The sequence below is a fragment of the Nonomuraea sp. NPDC005730 genome, assembly GCF_040630865.1.
Taxonomy (GTDB): domain Bacteria; phylum Actinomycetota; class Actinomycetes; order Streptosporangiales; family Streptosporangiaceae; genus Nonomuraea.
This window is the reverse complement of the sequence record NZ_JBEXYK010000034.1, coordinates 68,586-85,567: the sequence shown is the minus strand read 5'-3', so window position 1 is coordinate 85,567 and position 16,982 is coordinate 68,586. Positions and strand designations below refer to the sequence as shown.

Genomic DNA, 16,982 nt, shown 5'->3' with positions numbered 1-16,982 from the left:
GGCATTCCGCCAAGAAGACATGTGATCCTCAGAACGACAGCGGTCTCGCTGACCATCGCGCTCCTCGGAGCCGTCCCGTCCGGCCTGCCGGCCCCGCCGGGCGGCACCGCCCGTACCGTGACGCTGATCACGGGCGACCGGGTGAGCCTCGTCGCCGACGGCGTGCGCGTCGCGCCGGGCAAGGGCCGTACGGGCGTCGTCTTCAGCACGGAGAAGATCGGCGACCGGCTCCGCGTCGTCCCCGGCGACGCCGTCCCCCTGCTGGCCGCCGGCCGGCTCGACCCCCGCCTGTTCGACGTGACGACCCTGCTGGAGTACGCCCCCGGCGCCCTGCCCCTCATCGTCGCGGGCCCGGACGCCGCCCGCCGGCCGGGCCTGGCCGCCCATGGCATGACGGTGACCCGCGACCTGCCCGCCGTGAACGGCGCCGCCGTACGCTTCGACGCCGCCGGCGGCTCCTGGCCGGACCTCAGGGCCTCGCTCTCCACCGGCGCGGGGAAGATCTGGCTCGACGGCCGGGCGACCCTGTCGCTGGACGCCAGTGTCAAGCAGATCGGCGCCCCCGCCGCCTGGGAGAAGGGCTACACGGGCGCCGGGGTGAAGGTCGCCGTCCTGGACTCCGGCATCGACGACACCCACCCCGACCTGGCCGGCAAGGTGGCGGCCCGCCGGAACTTCACCGGCACCGACACCGCGGCCGACCTCACCGGGCACGGCACCCACGTGGCCTCGACCATCGCCGGGACGGGCGAGCGCTACCGCGGCGTCGCGCCGGGCGCCACCCTCCTGGACGCCAAGGTGTGCGCCGACCGCCGGTGCGCGGAGTCGGCGATCCTGGCCGGCATGCAGTGGGCCGCCGAGCAGGGGGCCAAGGTGGCCAACCTCAGCCTCGGCTCGCCGGACGCCCCGGGCCTGGACCCGCTGGAGGAGGCCGTCCGGACGCTGACCGAGCGGTACGGCGTGCTGTTCGTCGCGGCCGCCGGCAACTACGGCAAGCCGGGCACGGTCGCCTCGCCCTCCACCGCGGACGCGGCCCTGTCGGTCGGCGCGGTGGACCGTGCCGACCGCCTGGCCGTCTTCTCCAGCACCGGTCCCCGCGTGGGCGACTCGGCGTTGAAGCCCGACATCACCGCGCCCGGTGTCGCCATCCGCGCCGCGCGCGGCAAGGACTCCCCCGGCGACGGCCCGTACGTCGAGATGTCGGGCACCTCCATGGCGGCCCCGCACGCCGCAGGATCGGCCGCGATCCTGGCCGGGCTGCGCCCGGACTGGACGCCCGAGCAGCTGAAGGCCGCCCTCATGGCCACCGCCCGGCCGCAGCCCGGCACCGGGATCCACGCCCAGGGCGCGGGCCGCCTCGACGTGGGCCGCGCGATCGGCCAGACGGTGACCACCTCCCCCGCGTCGGTCAGCTTCGGCGTGCTCGCCTGGCCGCACGACGACGACGAGCCGGTCACCAGGAAGCTCGCCTACCGCAACGACGGTCCGGAGCCGGTGACGCTGCGCCTGTCGGCGCGGGCCGGCGCGGACGTGTTCGAGGTGTCGCCCGCCACGCTGACCGTCCCCGCGGGCGGCCGGGCGGAGGCGACCGTCACCGCCGACACCCGCGGCGACGTGGCCGACGGGCCGCTCGGCGGCTACCTGGAGGCCACCGCCGCGGACGGCACGACCGTGAGTACGCCGCTCGCCGTGGTCAAGGAGGTCGAGAGCTACGACCTGACCCTCGACCGGCCGGGCGCCGCGGACGCGCTGACCACCCTCTACCGGACCGACGTCGACCGGAAGGACTGGAACCCGGTCACCGTCCAGCCGGGCGGCAGGGTCACGCTGCGGCTGGCCAAGGGCATCTACGTCGTCGACAGCCGGACCACCGACGGCGAAGGTCTGACCATGCTCGTCCATCCCGGCCTGCGCCTGGACCGGGATCGGTCCCTGAGGCTGGACCCGGCTCAGGCGCGGCCGGTGTCCATCGCGCCGCCCGACCCGGCGGCCAGGCACCTGATGACCGAGGTGACCTACGGCGGCCGCACCCGGGACGGCTCCCCCTACTACCTGGGCGCCGAGGCCACCATGTTCGACGCCGCGCCGGGCATCCGCACCGCGCAGGTCGGGTCCGGCCGGTACGACCTGCTGACCAAGGTCGCCGGCCAGTGGGCGGTGCCGGGCCCGGACGGCGACCTGGCGGGCAGCGCGCAGGCGTACCGGCTGGCGTGGTTCGTCCAGGGCCAGGTGCCGACCGGTTTCAGCCGCCGGGTCGGACGCGCGGACCTGGCCACGATCCGCAGGGACTACGGCGCGCCGGCCGCCGGCACGGACGCGAGCGCCGCAAGCGCCGCCTGGCCCGCGGAGGGACGGTTCTTCGGCATCATGTTCATGACCGACTTCCGGCCCCCCTTCACGCACACCGAGTACGTCAACACCGGCGGCGGCCTCCGCTGGCAGAACGTCTACACGGAAATGGGCGCGACCTGGGGAGGCGACCTGACCTCGACCGCCCTCAGGTACGAGGCGGGACGCGCCTACGACGAGACCTGGAACCGCGGCGTCTTCGGCCCCGCGCCGGTCACCGCGGCGGACACGCCTGCCTTCTCGCGCACGGCCGACGTGATCTCCGCGTTCCCCTCGCTGTACGCCGACGGGGCCGGCCATCCGGGGACGTCGAGCGTGTCCGGGGCGCGGACCGCCCTCTACCGCGACGGCGAGCTGGTCGCGGAGGAGCCCGGTCTGGGGGCGCGGTTCGGCGTGCCGGCCGGGGAGGCGGCCTACCGGCTGGAGGTGTCGGCCGAGCGCGGCCCGGAGCTGCCCTCCACCCGTACGGCGGTCGCCTGGACGTTCCGCTCGGCCGAGGGCCGGGACGGCGCGCTGCCGCTGCCGGTCGTCGCCTTCTCGCCCGCGCTGGACCCGGCGAGCGGCGCGCCCGCCGGCCGGGCGTTCGCGGTGCCGGTGTCCGTGCGCGGGCAGGCGGGGGCGGCGCGCGAGCCGGCCGTGGACGTCTCCTACGACGACGGCCGCACCTGGCGGGCGGCGAAGGTCGCGGGCGGCGCCGTACGGCTGCGCCATCCGGCCGGGGCGGGCTTCGTCTCCCTGCGCGCCCGCGCCGCCGACACCGGGGGCAACACCGTGGAGCAGACAGTGATCCGCGCCTACCGGATCGGGTGAGCCGCCGGTTCGGCGGAGGGCTCGGGACACACAGAGCGCACGGGCGACTTTGAGGAAATTTCCGATTTCGCCATCATTTCTACCCACAAACCGCGATGATCAAGCTCGGCCGGATGCCCACGGGGGGCGCACCGACCGTTGATTGGAGCCCCATTTTGCGGAGAAGACTCCCACTGCTCGCCACCGCCTTCGTGGCGCTGGCGGCGTTGACCCCTGTTCCGGCGGCGAACGCGGCGACGACCGCGAAACCCGCCACCACCACGACGAACGCCATCACCTGGGCGCCCTGCGAGGAGGAGCCCAGCGCCGAGTGCGGCAAGCTGACCGTGCCCATCGACTGGGCCAGGCCGAGCGGGCCGTCGATCGACCTCGCGGTCGCCCGGCGCAAGGCCACCGACCCGGCCGCCAGGGTCGGCTCGCTGGTGATCAACCCCGGCGGTCCGGGCGGGTCCGGCGTGGAGGCCGTCTACGGCGCTCCCGGGTCCTACACCGAGGAACTGCAGCAGCGGTTCGACATCGTCGGCTTCGACCCGCGCGGCGTGGGCCGCAGCCACCCGGTCATCTGCTCGGCGTCGGTCTACAACCAGATGCCGCCCACCGTCATGCGCAGCCAGGCCGACTTCGACGCCTGGAACGCCTTCACCAAGAAGCTGCACCCGGACTGCCGGGCCCGTACCGGCCCGCTCTACGACCACGTGGACTCCGTCTCCGTGGCCCGTGACATGGACGCCCTCCGCGCCGCCCTCGGCGAGGAGAAGCTCACCTACTACGGCATCTCGTACGGCACCCTGATCGGCCAGATGTACGCCGAGCTGTTCCCCGGCCGCATCCGGGCGCTCGCCCTCGACAGCAACATGGACCACAGCCTCGGCGTGAAGGGCTTCTTCGCCACCGAGGCCCTGGCCGTCGAGGACGGCTTCGACCAGTTCGTCGGCTGGTGCGAGCAGGACACCAGTTGCGTGCTGAACGGCCGCGACATCCGCGCGATCTGGAAGAGCCTGCTGGACAAGGCCCGCCGTGGCGAGCTGGTCTACCCCAGCACCGGTCAGCGGATGACCGAGCTGCAGGTCATCTACAACGCCGCGCTGGGCAACGAGGGGCCCGACTGGCGCACGCTGAGCGAAGTGATCAACTGGCTGAACGGCGGCCCGGCCCCCGAATGGGTGCCCCCGCTGCCCGGCCGGGGCCCGGTGGAGGGTGACGTCGCCGAACTGCCGACCCGGATCCTCTGCCAGGACTACAACCTCAAGGTGAACAGCTACGCCGAGTACGCCGACCTCATGCGTACCGCCGGCCTCCTGGCACCGGACACGAAGTATCACCCGTACCCGACCGACGATCTGCCCATCTGCCTCAACTCGGGCGCCCCGGTCAACCCGCCGCACTCGCTGCGTTACACCGGCCAGGCCCCGCTGCTGCTCGGCAACTCGATCCACGACCCGGCCACGCCGTGGATCTGGGCGGCCAACGCCACCCGTCAGCTCGGCTCGAAGGCCGTGCTGCTCACGTACGAGGGCTGGGGTCACCGTATCTACGGCAAGGACAAGTGCCAGACCGACATCATCGACCAGTACCTCATCGACCTGAAGGTTCCGCCGCAGGGCAGCCGCTGCGCCGTGGGCACGCCTGAGGAGACGCTCAGGAAGCAGACGAAGCGGGCGTGGCCGTCCGACTCGCTGCCCTGGGCCGGATAGTCCGCACGTCATGGGTACGGCCCCATCGCGGGCCGTACCCATCCCCACAAAGGGATATTTGCCCTGGCGAACCCCTCGGTATGGACAATTCAGCGTAAGAAGGTAGCTGATGAGGGGGGATGAGCCATGATCGAGGTCAAGAGCATCGACAAGCCCGACGAACGGCGCGACTTCCCGAAGGGCCACCTGGAGATCTGCGAGCTGAGCGGCCTGACCTTCGGGGTCGCCACGTTCGAGCCGGGATGGCGCTGGTCGGAGTCCGTCAGGCCGATCGCCGGCACATCGTCCTGCCAGGTGCACCACAACGGCTTCGTGGTCTCGGGCCGGATGCGCCTGCGCATGGACGACGGCACCGAGGCCGAGGCGGGGCCGGGCGAGGTCTTCGTCTGCCCGCCGGGACACGACGCCTGGGTGGTCGGGGACGAACAGGTCGTCCTGTACGACTTCGCGGGCGGCGCCGCCGACTACGCCAAGGCGAGGAACGGCTGACGCCGCGCGCGCTCCGGACGGACGCCGCCTAGGCGGGCGCGTGCGACCGTCTGGGAATGATCTCCTCCAGCGCCTCGGCGACGGTGGCGCGTACGCCGAGACGCCCTTCCAGGCCGGTGATGCGCATCAGCCTGGCCGGTTGCGGGGTCGGCGCGGCGACCATCACCGTCCGTCCCGTGGCGGTGATGCGTTTCCACGCGCCGATCAGCGCGCCGAGTCCGGCCGAATCCATGAAGCCGACGTCGGACAGGTCGATCAATGTGACGGCGGCCGGCGTGCCGTCGAGATAGCCGGTCGCCCAATCCTCGATGGCGCCGGCGGTGTGCAGGTCAAGGTCCCCGGCCGGGTGCAGAACGACTGTTTCTCCGGCGGAGTTCGCCAGGAGCCGGAAAGTGTCCACTTTCACTGCTATCACTTCCCTCCTTGGTCCGCTCTCCCCTGGTCATCGGCCGACAAACCCCGCGACCTGCCCGCCGGACGCAGCGCCGCTGCTCAATGCGGATTTTTTCGCAAGACAATTAGCGGTGCTCCGCGACGCCATTCCCGGTGCGAATGCGCGGCCATTTCTTCGACGCCGGACGCATGCCCATACATAAGTAAAGAAATGCTGGGCAGCGGCAATGGAACGTGATCGCCGACGTTCGAGGAGAGTGAGAACCATGGTCCTGCTCGGCCTGCTGCTCATGGCCGCCGGGTCGGCCGCCGTGGTCGTCCTGTTCACCCAGACGACGACCACCGCCACCGCCGCACTGACGCTGATGGGCGTCACCTTCCGGGTCGGTGACCTGGAGCTGTTCGCCGCGGGGGCGGCCACCGCCGCCGCGTTCATCTTCGGCGCCTTCCTGATCGCCGCCGGGACGGGCCGCAGGCTGGCCCGCCGCCGCGAACTGCGCCGCCTGCTGGCCGAGCGGACCGACGACCAGCCCGCCACGGACCAGGACAGGCACCCCACGACGGACCAGCCCGCCGACCGCCTCGTGGCCACCGGGCGCACCGCCGACCGGCAGCCCGAGTCCGCCCCCGCCGCGCGTCACCGGACGCCGGCCGACCGACTGGTCGCCGGCCGCCGCCGCCCGGTCACCGGCTGACCCCGCGGCCCGGCCGGGTCAGGCGGGCAGGGCGTCGGTCGTGGGGACCACCAGGCCGAACAGGTCGCCGATCGTCGTCAGGGCGGCCTCGTGCAGCACGTCGGCGGGCAGCGGCGCGCCGCCGGGGCCGGCGGGCGTACGGGTGGCGCAGGCGTCGGCGACGACCGTGGGGCGGTAGCCCAGCCGGAAGGCCCCCTGGGCGGTGAACGTGACGCACATGTGCGTCATGAACCCCGCCAGGACCAGGTCGGGCCCGGCCTCCATACCCGCCAGGACGTCCTGGAGATCGGTCTGGTGGAAGGCGTCGGGGAACGTCTTGACCACCACCGGCTCCCCGTCGCGCGGCGCGACCGGCGCGCTGATCGCCCCGATCTCGGCGCGGACGTCGTACGGGCTGCCGGGGCCGCCGTCGTTGACGACGTGCACGACGCGGGCCCCGGCGGCGCGGGCGCGCTCCAGCAGGCGGGCGCCGGCCGCGAGGGCCCGCTCGGCGTCCGGCAGGGCCATGACGCCGGTGCTGTAGGTGTTCTGGTAGTCGATCAGCACGAGGGTCGAGTCGGCCAGCCGGGCGGGCTCGGCCGGCAGGCCGACGACCTGGCGCAGGGTGGGCGAGACGATGCTGCTCATGGCAGGGGTTTCCTTTCGGGCAGGCTCGCGCCGCCACCCGGCTCGGGCGGCGTACGCGGGAACAGAAGGGATCAGGCCACCGTGTGGAAACGGCGGCGGTAGGTGCCGGGGCCGGTGCCCAGACGGCGGCGGAAGGCGCGGTGCAGGGTCTCCACCGAGCCGAGCCCGCTGTCGGCGGCCACCCGGGGCAGCGGCAGGTCGGTGGTCTCCAGCAGCCGGCGCGCCACCTCCACGCGCGCCGACTCGACGTACGCGGCCGGGGTGAAGCCGGTCTGCTGCCGGAAAACCCGGGTGAACTGGCGCTGGCTCAGCCCCATCCGCGCCGCCAGCTCGACCGTGGTCAGCTCCTCGGCCAGGTGCTCGGCGATCCACAGGCGCAGGTCGTCGATGTCGCGGCGGCCCGAGGCCCGGGTCAGCGGGACGCTGAACTGGCTCTGACCGCCCTGGCGCTTGAGGTAGACGACCAGTTCGCGGGCCACCGCGAGGGCCGTCTCCTCGCCGTGGTCCTCGGCCACCAGCGCGAGGGTCAGGTCGAGGCAGGCGCTGATGCCCGCGCCCGTCCAGATCCGGCCGCTGGAGCGCAGGAAGATCGGGTCGGGGTCGACGGTGACCCGGGGGTGGTCGGCGGCCAGTTGCCCGGCGGTGGACCAGTGGGTGGTGGCGGTCAGGCCGTCCAGGAGGCCGGCCTCGGCCAGGATGTGCGCGCCGACGCACACCGAGGCCACCCGGCGGGCGCCCGGAGCGGTCCGCCGTACCCAGGCGACCACCTCGGCGTCCGTCAGGGCGCGCGGCCCGTCGGGTGTGACGGTCACCGCGCCGGGCACCACCAGGGTGTCCACCTGGTCGCCGACCTGGTCGAACGCCAGATCGGCGACCAGCCGCACCCCGGCGGACGTGGTGACCTGGCCGCCCTGGGGCCCGGCCAGCCGCACGTCGTACAGAGCGCGACCGGCGACCCGGTTGGCCAGGGCGAACACCTCGGCCGGGCCGGTGACGTCGAGCAGGTCGACGTCCGGGAAGAGCGCGATGACGACGCGGTGAGCAGCGGGCATGCCCCGATTCTCACCGAACGGACAGAATGTCCGCAACGACAGTTATCTGGCATATCTGGCCATCGAGCGGGCCAGGGCCGGTCAGCCGGCGTGCAGGTCGGCCGGTTCGCCGAGCCGCAGGGCCAGCAGCGCGACGTCGTCGGTGAAGCCGTCGCCCCGGTGGACGAGCAGCAGCTCGCACATCTCCTCCAGGGGCAGGTGGCGCAGCCGGGAGGCGGTGCGGATCAGGCTCTCCATGCCCCGGTCGAGACCGTGCGCGGGGTCCTCGACGAGCCCGTCGGTGTAGAGCAGCAGCGTGGACCCGGCCGGGATGACCTGCTCGTGGTCGGGCCGGGGCAGGTCGGGGGTGACGCCGAGCGGGTGGCCCCCCTCGGCCCGCAGGTAGCGGGCGGGGCCGTCGACGGGGAGCAGCAGCGGGGGCAGGTGCCCGGCGGTGGCCCACCTCAGCCGCCAGTCGGTGCCGCCGTACTCCTCCAGGCGGGCCAGCAGCACCGTCGCCATCGGGCCGCCGTGCAGGGCGTGCAGGATCTCGTCGAGGCGGCGCAGGATGTGGGAGGGCGGTTCGCAGTGCTCGTAGGCGAGCACCCGCAGCATGTTGCTGATCTGGCTCATGACGGTGGCCGAGCGCAGGTCGTGGCCCATCACGTCGCCGACCATCAGGCAGGGCACGCCGTCGGGCAGGACGATCGCGTCGTACCAGTCGCCGCCGATGCGCGGGACGGTGCTGGAGGGCAGGTAGCGGGCGCAGGCCCACAGGCCGTTCAGCTCGGGCAGCGACGGGAGCAGGCTGCGCTGGAACTCCTCGGTGTTGCGGCGGATGCGCTCGTAGAGGCGGGCGTTCTCGATGGCGACGCCGGCCGCGCTGGCCAGCGCCGCGACGATCCGCTCGTCGTCGCCGGTGAACGGCAGGCCTGACCGTTTGTCGGCGAAGTAAAGGTTGCCGTACACGGTGCCGCGGACCAGGATCGGCGTGCCCAGCAGGGTGCGCATCACCGGATGGCCGGAAGGGTAGTCGCGGAAGCTGGGGTGGGCGAGCACGTCGTCCACGCGCAGCGGCCTGGGCCGGACCATCAGCTCCTGGAGCAGGCCGTGGCTGGTCGGCAGGCGGCCGATGGCCTCGTACACCCCTTCGGAGACCCCGTAGGTGAACAGGTCGGCGAACTCGCCCTCGTCGTTGAGCACGCCGAGGGCGCCGTACTGGGCGTCCACCAGGTCGGCCGAGACCTCCACGATCGTGCGGAGCGCGGTGTTCAGCTCCAGCTCGGAACTGATCGCGAGGACCGCCTCCAGCAGGCGCGCCATCCGGCCGTGCAGATCCTCGATCTGCGTCAGGCTCGCCTGCAGCCGCCGGAGCTTCTCGGCGCCGAACGGCCCCAGGTCTCCGCCGTCCGCGCCGCCCTCCGGCCGCTGTCCGCCCACCCCACCCCCCGAGATGCCCTTGCCCAGGTCATGCCCCCGGTCACCGGCATGACACCTGGTCGCAGGCACCGCGGGAGGCGGCTCAGAGCACCTTGGAGGAGGCGGCCGCCCAGGTGTTGCAGGAGCCCGGATCGCCGGTGGCGAAGCCACGCTTGATCCAGGAGCGCAGCGTGGAGGTCTTGCCGTACGAGCTGTACTTGCCCAGCTTGTTCCCTACGGGGAGGGTGAGGAAATAGTCCCAGTCCTTCTTCGACCTGCCCTCCAGGGGCCAGACGCTCTTGACGAAGGCGCCGCCCAGGCAGTCGGTCTGGAGATTCTTACGCCGGTCCTGCTCACGCCCTTCCGCCTTGGTGGGGTACGGGATCACGTCGTAGGCGTCGGAGATCCCGACGAGGTTCTGCACGTGGTACGCGTACATCCCGGCCGTCGTGTGGAGCAGCCACAGGTCGCTCGGGTCGTCGGTCCAGTCCTTGCCGATCTGGAAGACCAGCGTGCGGGTCTTCGCGCAGTACCACGTCTGCGAGTCGTCGTCGTTCACGGCCAGGCCGCAGTACTTCTTGGGGATGCGGTTCATGTGCCGCACCTTCACCGGCTCGTACGGCAGCCCGGCCGCGGTCAGGTGCTGCTGCCAGGTGCTCTCCAGGCAGGCGACGACCGCGTCCACGTAGGCGCGGGCCTGCTTGAGGTTGTGGCGCTTGACCTGCGGCTCGGCGCAGGTGGTCGTGGGCAGCGGGCCCGCCTCGTAGAGGGGGTTGGCGATCAGCTTGGGATGCTTGACCGGGTAGGCCGCGCTCTCGGCGGCGGCCGTGCCGGCCAGGGAGGCCGTGAGCACGCCCGCCATCGTCAAGATCATGAGGGGTTTCACGAAGGGTGACAATAAGGCCAGAACGCGGCCGCCACAAGGCGGTCAGCCGCTCACGGTGGTGACGTTCAGTTGCGGGGCCGAGCGGATCTCGGCGTCGGTGAACCGTTCCGTGACCCAGCCTCCTCGGGAGAACAGGGCGGTCTGGTCGGTGTGGTGGGGCGAGTCCGGGTTGGTGGACAGGGAGTAGGTGAGGACGGTGCGGGTGCGCGGCCCGTCCGGGGTGAGCTCGACGGCCATCATGAAGCTGGAGCCGGTGTTCACGTCGGGGTAGCGCCCGTCCTTGCCGAGCGGGCCGGAGTTGCGGACGCGGTCGAAGCAGCCCTCCCCCTCGGTGCAGCCGGGGATCGGGACCGACGCGTAGTGCTGGGCCTGGCCGGTGGTGAGGGTCAGGGGCAGGCGGTTGTCCCGGAAGAACAGCACGGCGTCGGCCAGGGCGCGCCGCACGGCGGGGTCGTCCCGCTTCAGGCCGCGCGGCGTGGTGAGCGGCTGGGCGGGGTCGAACGGCACCCGCCACCACCTCTGCGGCGGCTCCCCGGGCCTGACGGGGGCCTGCAGTCCGTCGAAGAACCGCCGCCACAGCACGGCACCCTCGCCGTCCAGCGTGGCGCGCCCGTCCCAGCGGGTCAGGGTCCGGCAGGCGTCCCGTACGTCGACCCGCTCCCCCGAGGAGGCCAGCAGCTCGCGCTGCCCCCGGCACAACGCCACCAGGTCCGGACGCATGAGCTCGAAGCCGTAGTTGCGCTTGCTCCGCGCGGTGGCCTGGAGCGTCTCCAGGGTGAAGCCGGGGGCGCCGAGCCCGTCGGTGCCCTTGAGCCGCCGGTCGATCATGTCCAGGCTCACCCGGGGCCGCAGCTCCACGTCGGTCCGTACGGTGCCCCAGACCTGGCCGTAACCGGTCAGCGGGGCGGCCGGGTTCGTCATCCACGGGCTGTTGTTGGAGTTGGCGACGTAGTCGGCGCGGGTCAGTCCGGGCCGGTTGCCTGGGCCGAAGATGCCCGGCACGACCGCGTCGGCGTCCTTGCCCCACAGGCACGCCGAGGTCGAGCCGTCCAGGACGAAGGCGTCGATCGACGGGTCGGGCGACGGCTTGGCGCACCGGCGGGCCTGGGCGTCGGTGACGTGCGGGACGACGGAGGCGTCGGCGAAGGAGGCCGTCCCACCGACGTCCGTGGCCAGCGTGTAGACGAACGGCAGGCCCTGGTGGGCGTCCTGGGCGGCGCGCAGTCCGCGCAGGTCGCCGGCCTTGGCCATCGCCAGCCACTCGTCGGCCGCCCGCAGGTTGGCGGCGTTGACGTCGGCCAGCGCGTACGCGTACTCGTCGCCGCGCCCGGCGGCCAGCACCGGGCCGTAGCGGGAGGTGAACAGGGTGCGCGAGACGAGGGTGCCGTCCTGGAGCGGCACCACGACCTCCTGGCGGCCCATCGGCTCGGGCCGGCCGTCGACCAGGTAGGTGGTGGGGTCGCCCTGCGCCAGCTGGAGCCGGTAGAGGGTGAACCGCTGGGCGTGGGAGACGGTGTGGGTCCAGGCGACGGTCCTGTTGTGGCCGATCTGCACGACGGGGGTGCCGTACAGGCTGCCCCCGGCGACGTCCAGCACGCCGGGGATGGTGAGCTGCACCTGGTAGAAGCGGCGGACGCCGTTCCACGGGAAGTGCGGGTCGGCCAGCAGCATGCCGTGGCCGTCGCGGGTGGCCTCGCGGCCCAGCGCCCAGCCGTTGCTGCCGGGGGCGCGCCGCGGGCCCTCGTCCCCGTCGTCCCCGCCGCCGACGATGGCCTCCTTGAGCGCCGAGCCGCCCGACATGCGGCCGAGGTCGAGGAGGTTGGCCCAGACGTCCCCGGCGGTGATCGGGCCGACCCAGGACTTGCCGCGGCAGGTGGGGTCGGGCAGGTTGGCCACGCCGGTGTCGTCGAGGTAGCGGTTGTAGCCGGCCACGTACCCGTCGACCAGCTCGCGCAGCTCCGCGCTCGGGCCGATGGGGGCGGGCCGGGCCAGCAGCCGCCGGACGACGCCGGAGTCGGCGACGCTGCGGTGGTAGAGGTCGCTGGTGAGGTTGGCGACCGGGCGCACCGGGTCGTCGGACCGGGCCTGCGGGCCGAAGTGGCGCGATCGTTCGCCGCGTAACGTCACCACCCATGAGGCCAGCACGCACAGGTTGTCCTGGGCGAAGGCGTACCCGTAGCCGAAGCCCAGGCCGCCGTGGTTCTTGGCGGACACGTGCGGGATGCCGTACTCGGTGCGCCGGATCTCGGCCGAGTAGCGGCCTGCGGCGGCCGCGGACGGCGAGCCCGTGAGCAGGCCGGCGACCAGAGCAAGCACGATCGCCGCACAGGGCGTTCGCAGCTTCATGTGGCTCCTATTCGAAACGCGCGTTGTCGGGCGAGGTCATGCGCCGCAGCAGCGGCAGGACGGTCGAGATCACCAGCAGGGAGGCGACCAGCCCGCCGCCGACGCCGGCGAAGTAGGCGGGCCCCGGCATCGCCAGGGAGGCCCCCTTCATGGCGAGGGCGTCGATGACCGGCGCCGCCACCCCGAACCCGGCCCCGGCCGCCACGACGGCCGCCAGGACCAGCGGCAACGCCGACTCCAGCAGCACGACCGCGCCCAGGGTGCAGCCGGGCGTACCGGCCAGCCGCAGCAGCGTGAACGGCTGCCGGCGTTCCACCAGCCCGCCGCCGACCGCCACCAGCAGGCTGCAGCCGCCCGCGAGCAGGGTCAGCGCGACCATGGCCAGCGCGATGTTCTCGGCCTGCGTGTAGAGCGCCGCCCGGACCTGGGCTACCTCGTCGAACGTCATCGGCGGGCCGGTGCTCTGCCCGGCCAGCAGGGTGCGGATCTCTTCCAGGGTGGCCGGGTCGGCCATGGTGACCAGCACGGAGGCCAGGTTGAGCCCGTCGGCGGAGACCGGCTCGCTGTCCGGCCCGGCGAGGGGGATCAGCTTGTCGATGGTGAGCGGATTGTCGGCCTCCACCACCCGGTCGAACCGCCCGGCGACCGCCCGCGCGCCCGGCGGGCACTGTCCGAGCGCCGGGAAGCGGGCCAGGTCGGCGCACGCGACGACGGCCCGGGGCGGCGGCGGCCGCTCCGGGTCGATCACCCGGTTCTCCTCCTCCTTCGCGGCGTGGATCGGCAGCACGCCGACGCCCGGGTAGGCGCGCAGCCGGGCCACCAGCTCGGCCCCGGCCCGCGGCGACAACCCGCCGCCGCCGAGGTCGCCGAGCGGGGCGCGCAGCACGCCGGACAGCGTGCCGCCGGCCACCGCCCGCTGGCCGTCCACCACGGCGGGCACGATCCCGGCGATCGCCGTCCCGATGAACACCGCGAGGACGAGCCCGCTCACCGACCTGAAGGCGGCCTTCGGGTCGGCCGCCAGCCGCCGGGCGGCCAGCAACGTCGCCGCTCCGCTGGTCAGCCGGGCGGCCAGGCGGGCGGCCAGCATCGTCAGCCAGGGGCCGGCCAGGATCAGCCCGATCATGATCAGCGCCAGGCCCGCCGAGGCCGGCCCGGCGCCCGGTTTGCGGTCGTCGGTCTGGAACATCGGCACCGCGAACAGCGCCAGCCCGGCCAGCAGCGGGATCGCCCGCCAGGCGCGCGGCGGACGTGGGGCGCCCTTCCTGAGCGCGCCCAGCGGCGAGATCCGGACGCGCCGCAGCGACCACAGCGCGCTCACCCCGGCCAGCAGCGGGACGCCGGCGAGCACGGCCGCGTACTGCCAGGCGGCCGGGGTCACCGTGTCGGGGAAGAACCGGGAGCCGGTGACGCGGATGGTGGCGACGACCGGGCGTACCAGGAGGAAGAGCACGATCCCGGCGAGCGTGCCGGTCAGCGCGCCGATCGCAGAGTCCACCGCGGCGAACAGGTTGACCTGCCGGGAGGTGCCACCCACCAGCCGGATCGCGGCGAAGCGCGCCTCCCGGCGGGCGGCGGCCAGCCGGGTGGCGGTGTTGACCAGCACGAGCAGCGGCAGCAGCAGGCCGACGGCCGCGATCGCGAACCCGAAGTGGTAGATGTCGGCGTTGGCGTCGACGGCGAGCTCGTCGGCCGTCGTGTCGACCTGCCGGGTGCCGAGCAGGGCGGCGACCTGCTCGGGCGTACGGCCGAGCACGATGGTCAGGTCGTCGGGGCCGGCGAGCGCGGCGCGGCCGATCGTCCCGGCCCTCGTGCCGGGGAAGCGGTCGGCGAGCTGCGCGCGCGGCGCCGAGTCCAGCAGCCGGGCCAGCGCCGGGGAGACGTAGTACTGGCCGGGCGCGGGCATGCGGGACAGTCCGGGGACGACCGGAGCCTGGCCGCCGAGCGCGGCGGCGTCGAGCCGCCTGATCGGGCGGCCGGCGTAGTAGTCCTCGTGGTAGTTCCACAGGGCGCCGGTGGCGGTGGCGTCGAGGGCCCAGCCGCTGGGGGCGGTGCCGCGGGTGCACTCCCAGCAGGTGCGCCCGTTGGCCGTCTGGAAGGCGTTGAACAGGGAGAGCGTGGTCAGCAGCACCGCCACGCCGACCGCCACGCCCGCGACGATCAGCGCCAGCCGGGCGGCCGCCTCCCTGCCTCCGGTCAGCGACAGCCGCAGGCCGAGGGCGATCACCGTACGACCTGACCGGCGAAGGGGTCGGTGAGCCGGCCGTCGCGGACGATGACCTCCCGGTCGGCGCAGGAGGCGACGCGGGCGTCGTGGGTCACCACGATCACGGTGGTGCCCTCCTCACGCGCCAGGCCGACCAGCAGTTCCATGACGTGCTCGCCGGTCAGCGAGTCGAGCGAGCCGGTCGGCTCGTCGGCGAACAACACCCGCGGCCCGGTCACCAGCGCCCTGGCGATCGCCACCCGCTGCGCCTGCCCGCCGGACAGCTCGCCGATGCGCCGCCCGCCCAGCTCGGCCAGCTCCAGCCGCTCCAGCCAGCCCGCCGCCCGCCGGTATGCCTTCTTGCGCCCGGTACGCGCGAGCAGCAGCGGCAGGGCGACGTTGTCGGCCGCGGTGAGCTCGGGCACGAGCTGCCCGAACTGGAACACGAAGCCGAACGCGGTGCGCCGCAGCCGGGTGCGCCGGTCGTCGCTCAGGGTGTCCAGGCGGCGGCCGTCGAACCAGACCTCGCCGCTGTCGGGGGTGAAGATCCCGGCCAGGCAGTGCAGCAAGGTCGACTTGCCCGAGCCGCTGGGGCCCATGACCGCCACGACCTCCCCGGCCGCCACCTCCAGACCGGCCTCGCGCAGCGCCGGGGTGCGGCCGAAGGAGCGACTGATCGCGCGCGCCTCCAGGATCACGACGCCCCCCGCACCAGCTCGGCCAGCGCGTCCAGCCGCGCCTGGGTGACGTCGATCCAGCGCAGGTCGGCTTCCAGATGGAACATGCCGTGGTCGGCGAGCAGCGCGTCGGCCAGCGAGTCCCCCCGCTTGATCTGCGCGAACTCGCGCATGCGCCGCAGGTGCGTGGCGCGCTGGAGGTCGAGGTAGGCCGCCGCGTCGCGGCCCAGCATCAGCGCCAGCACGACCTTGGTGAACAGCACGGTCTGCAGGTACGGCTCGGCCGCGACCGGCTCGCTCAGCCACGCCTCGACCTCACGCGCGCCGATCGGGGTGATCGCGTAACGCTTGCGCTCGGGGCCGTCGCCGGGCTCGCTCTCCCCGGCGGTGACCTTGCCGTCCCTGGCCAGCCGGCCGAGGGTGGAGTACACCTGGCCGAAGGGCAGTGACTTGCCGCGGCCGAAGTAGGTGTCGTAGTCGCGCTTCAGGTCGTAGCCGTGGCTCGGCTCCCGCTCAAGGAGGCCGAGCAGCGCAAGAGGAACGCTCATGCCCCCGCACTATATACCGAGGGTATATACGGGGGGCATAATCGCAGAAACTGGGTCGGCGTCCCTCAGGAGGTGGAGCTGGGTGACGGCGCGGGCTGGTGGTCGCCGTGTCGGGGGCCGCCCTTGCCGCCGTCCCTCTCGCCGTCCCTGTTCCCCCAGTGGTCGTCGCCGTGCCGGCCGCGGCCGTCGCGGGCGGTCACGTCGTGGACGGTGACGGCGGTGGCCGTGCCGCCGGTGACCTTGGCGCTGACCATGACCTTCTGGCCGGCCTTGATCGCGTCGATGCCCTGGTCGCGGTTGACCCGGGTGTCGGCGTTGACGGCGTACTGCTTGGTGTAGCCGTCCTCGCTCTTGACCGTGACGGAGTCCTGGCCGACGGCGGTGACCTCGCCGTACTGGGTGGCCACCGTCACGTACGCGCCCTGCCGGTCGGGGACGACGAACTCGCCGTGGACGGGCGGGCCGCCGAACCCACGTCCCCAGCCGCGTCCCTTGTCGGACGGCGAGCCCGACGGGACGGCCGAGGGGCTCCCGGCGGACGGGGGCGTGCCGGTGGGCGACGGCGCCGGTGAGAGCGCCGAGGCGGCGGCCACGCCGGCGCCGGTGGCCAGGACGACCGCGGTGGTCGCGGCGAGCAGTACGGAACGGGGGAGTCGGCGCCTGGGCGGTTCGTGCCCCAGGGTCTCCGCCTTGCCGAATCCGTCAGGCCCAGAGGTCATGATCTTTCCTCTCTACGGGATATATCACCACAACCCTGCCCTTGACCACCTAAAACGGTCGTAAACGCCCAGTGATCTGCGGCCCGCGTCCCC

14 protein-coding genes are annotated in these 16,982 nt (G+C 73.3%); 4 read left to right on the top strand and 10 right to left on the bottom strand.

All coding sequences use genetic code 11. From position 1 onward, the window contains the following. Positions 1-21: 21 nt before the first annotated feature. The 3 genes from ABZ444_RS31245 to ABZ444_RS31235 all read left to right on the top strand — a co-directional run bounded on the left by ABZ444_RS31245 (position 22) and on the right by ABZ444_RS31235 (position 5,342). Positions 22-3,159: a S8 family serine peptidase gene (locus ABZ444_RS31245; protein WP_358004510.1), complete on the top strand. Its 3,138-nt coding sequence runs from the start codon at positions 22-24 to the stop codon at positions 3,157-3,159. A 155-nt stretch (positions 3,160-3,314) separates the two neighbouring features. Continuing rightward, positions 3,315-4,853, top strand: coding sequence for an alpha/beta fold hydrolase (locus ABZ444_RS31240; protein WP_358004507.1), 1,539 nt, complete (start codon positions 3,315-3,317; stop codon positions 4,851-4,853). 126 nt (positions 4,854-4,979) lie between these two features. Then, positions 4,980-5,342 carry a cupin domain-containing protein gene (locus tag ABZ444_RS31235; RefSeq protein WP_352360762.1) on the top strand — a complete coding sequence of 121 codons (363 nt, stop codon included), beginning with the start codon at positions 4,980-4,982 and terminating at the stop codon, positions 5,340-5,342. 28 nt (positions 5,343-5,370) lie between these two features. On the opposite strand, the gene ABZ444_RS31230 is transcribed toward ABZ444_RS31235, so the two are convergent. Continuing rightward, entirely contained in the window at positions 5,371-5,748 is a 378-nt protein-coding gene (locus ABZ444_RS31230) for an STAS domain-containing protein (RefSeq protein WP_358004504.1), read from the bottom strand. 244 nt (positions 5,749-5,992) lie between these two features. Here ABZ444_RS31230 and ABZ444_RS31225 point away from each other — a divergent pair, with 244 nt between their 5' ends. Then, complete coding sequence (locus tag ABZ444_RS31225; RefSeq protein ID WP_358004501.1) at positions 5,993-6,430, top strand: hypothetical protein; 438 nt, start codon at positions 5,993-5,995, stop codon at positions 6,428-6,430. An 18-nt stretch (positions 6,431-6,448) separates the two neighbouring features. On the opposite strand, the gene ABZ444_RS31220 is transcribed toward ABZ444_RS31225, so the two are convergent. From ABZ444_RS31220 to ABZ444_RS31180, 9 genes are all read right to left on the bottom strand, one after another. Beyond that, positions 6,449-7,057, bottom strand: coding sequence for a cysteine hydrolase family protein (locus tag ABZ444_RS31220; protein WP_358004498.1), 609 nt, complete (start codon positions 7,055-7,057; stop codon positions 6,449-6,451). Between the two features lie 71 nt (positions 7,058-7,128). Then, positions 7,129-8,109: a helix-turn-helix domain-containing protein gene (locus ABZ444_RS31215; protein ID WP_358004495.1), complete on the bottom strand. Its 981-nt coding sequence runs from the start codon at positions 8,107-8,109 to the stop codon at positions 7,129-7,131. Positions 8,110-8,190: 81 nt separating this feature from the next. After that, a complete protein-coding gene (locus ABZ444_RS31210) occupies positions 8,191-9,528 on the bottom strand; it encodes a GAF domain-containing SpoIIE family protein phosphatase (RefSeq protein ID WP_358004492.1) in 1,338 nt (445 codons plus the stop codon). Between the two features lie 82 nt (positions 9,529-9,610). Further along, entirely contained in the window at positions 9,611-10,393 is a 783-nt protein-coding gene (locus tag ABZ444_RS31205) for a neutral zinc metallopeptidase (protein WP_358004489.1), read from the bottom strand. A 42-nt stretch (positions 10,394-10,435) separates the two neighbouring features. Beyond that, positions 10,436-12,739 (bottom strand): penicillin acylase family protein, encoded by a 2,304-nt coding sequence (locus ABZ444_RS31200; protein ID WP_358004486.1) that lies wholly within the window; start codon positions 12,737-12,739, stop codon positions 10,436-10,438. Between the two features lie 7 nt (positions 12,740-12,746). Beyond that, positions 12,747-14,966 (bottom strand): FtsX-like permease family protein, encoded by a 2,220-nt coding sequence (locus tag ABZ444_RS31195; RefSeq protein ID WP_358004483.1) that lies wholly within the window; start codon positions 14,964-14,966, stop codon positions 12,747-12,749. Next, the gene (locus tag ABZ444_RS31190; RefSeq protein WP_358004480.1) at positions 14,963-15,643 is read right to left on the bottom strand and encodes an ABC transporter ATP-binding protein; all 681 of its coding nucleotides are present in this window, start codon (positions 15,641-15,643) and stop codon (positions 14,963-14,965) included. The genes ABZ444_RS31195 and ABZ444_RS31190 overlap by 4 nt, the downstream gene beginning before the upstream one ends. Further along, positions 15,640-16,170, bottom strand: a complete 531-nt coding sequence (locus ABZ444_RS31185) for a PadR family transcriptional regulator (protein ID WP_358004477.1) — start codon at positions 16,168-16,170, stop codon at positions 15,640-15,642. The genes ABZ444_RS31190 and ABZ444_RS31185 overlap by 4 nt, the downstream gene beginning before the upstream one ends. Before the next feature lie 65 nt (positions 16,171-16,235). After that, complete coding sequence (locus ABZ444_RS31180) at positions 16,236-16,889, bottom strand: hypothetical protein (RefSeq protein WP_358004474.1); 654 nt, start codon at positions 16,887-16,889, stop codon at positions 16,236-16,238. Between the last annotated feature and the right edge of the window lie 93 nt (positions 16,890-16,982).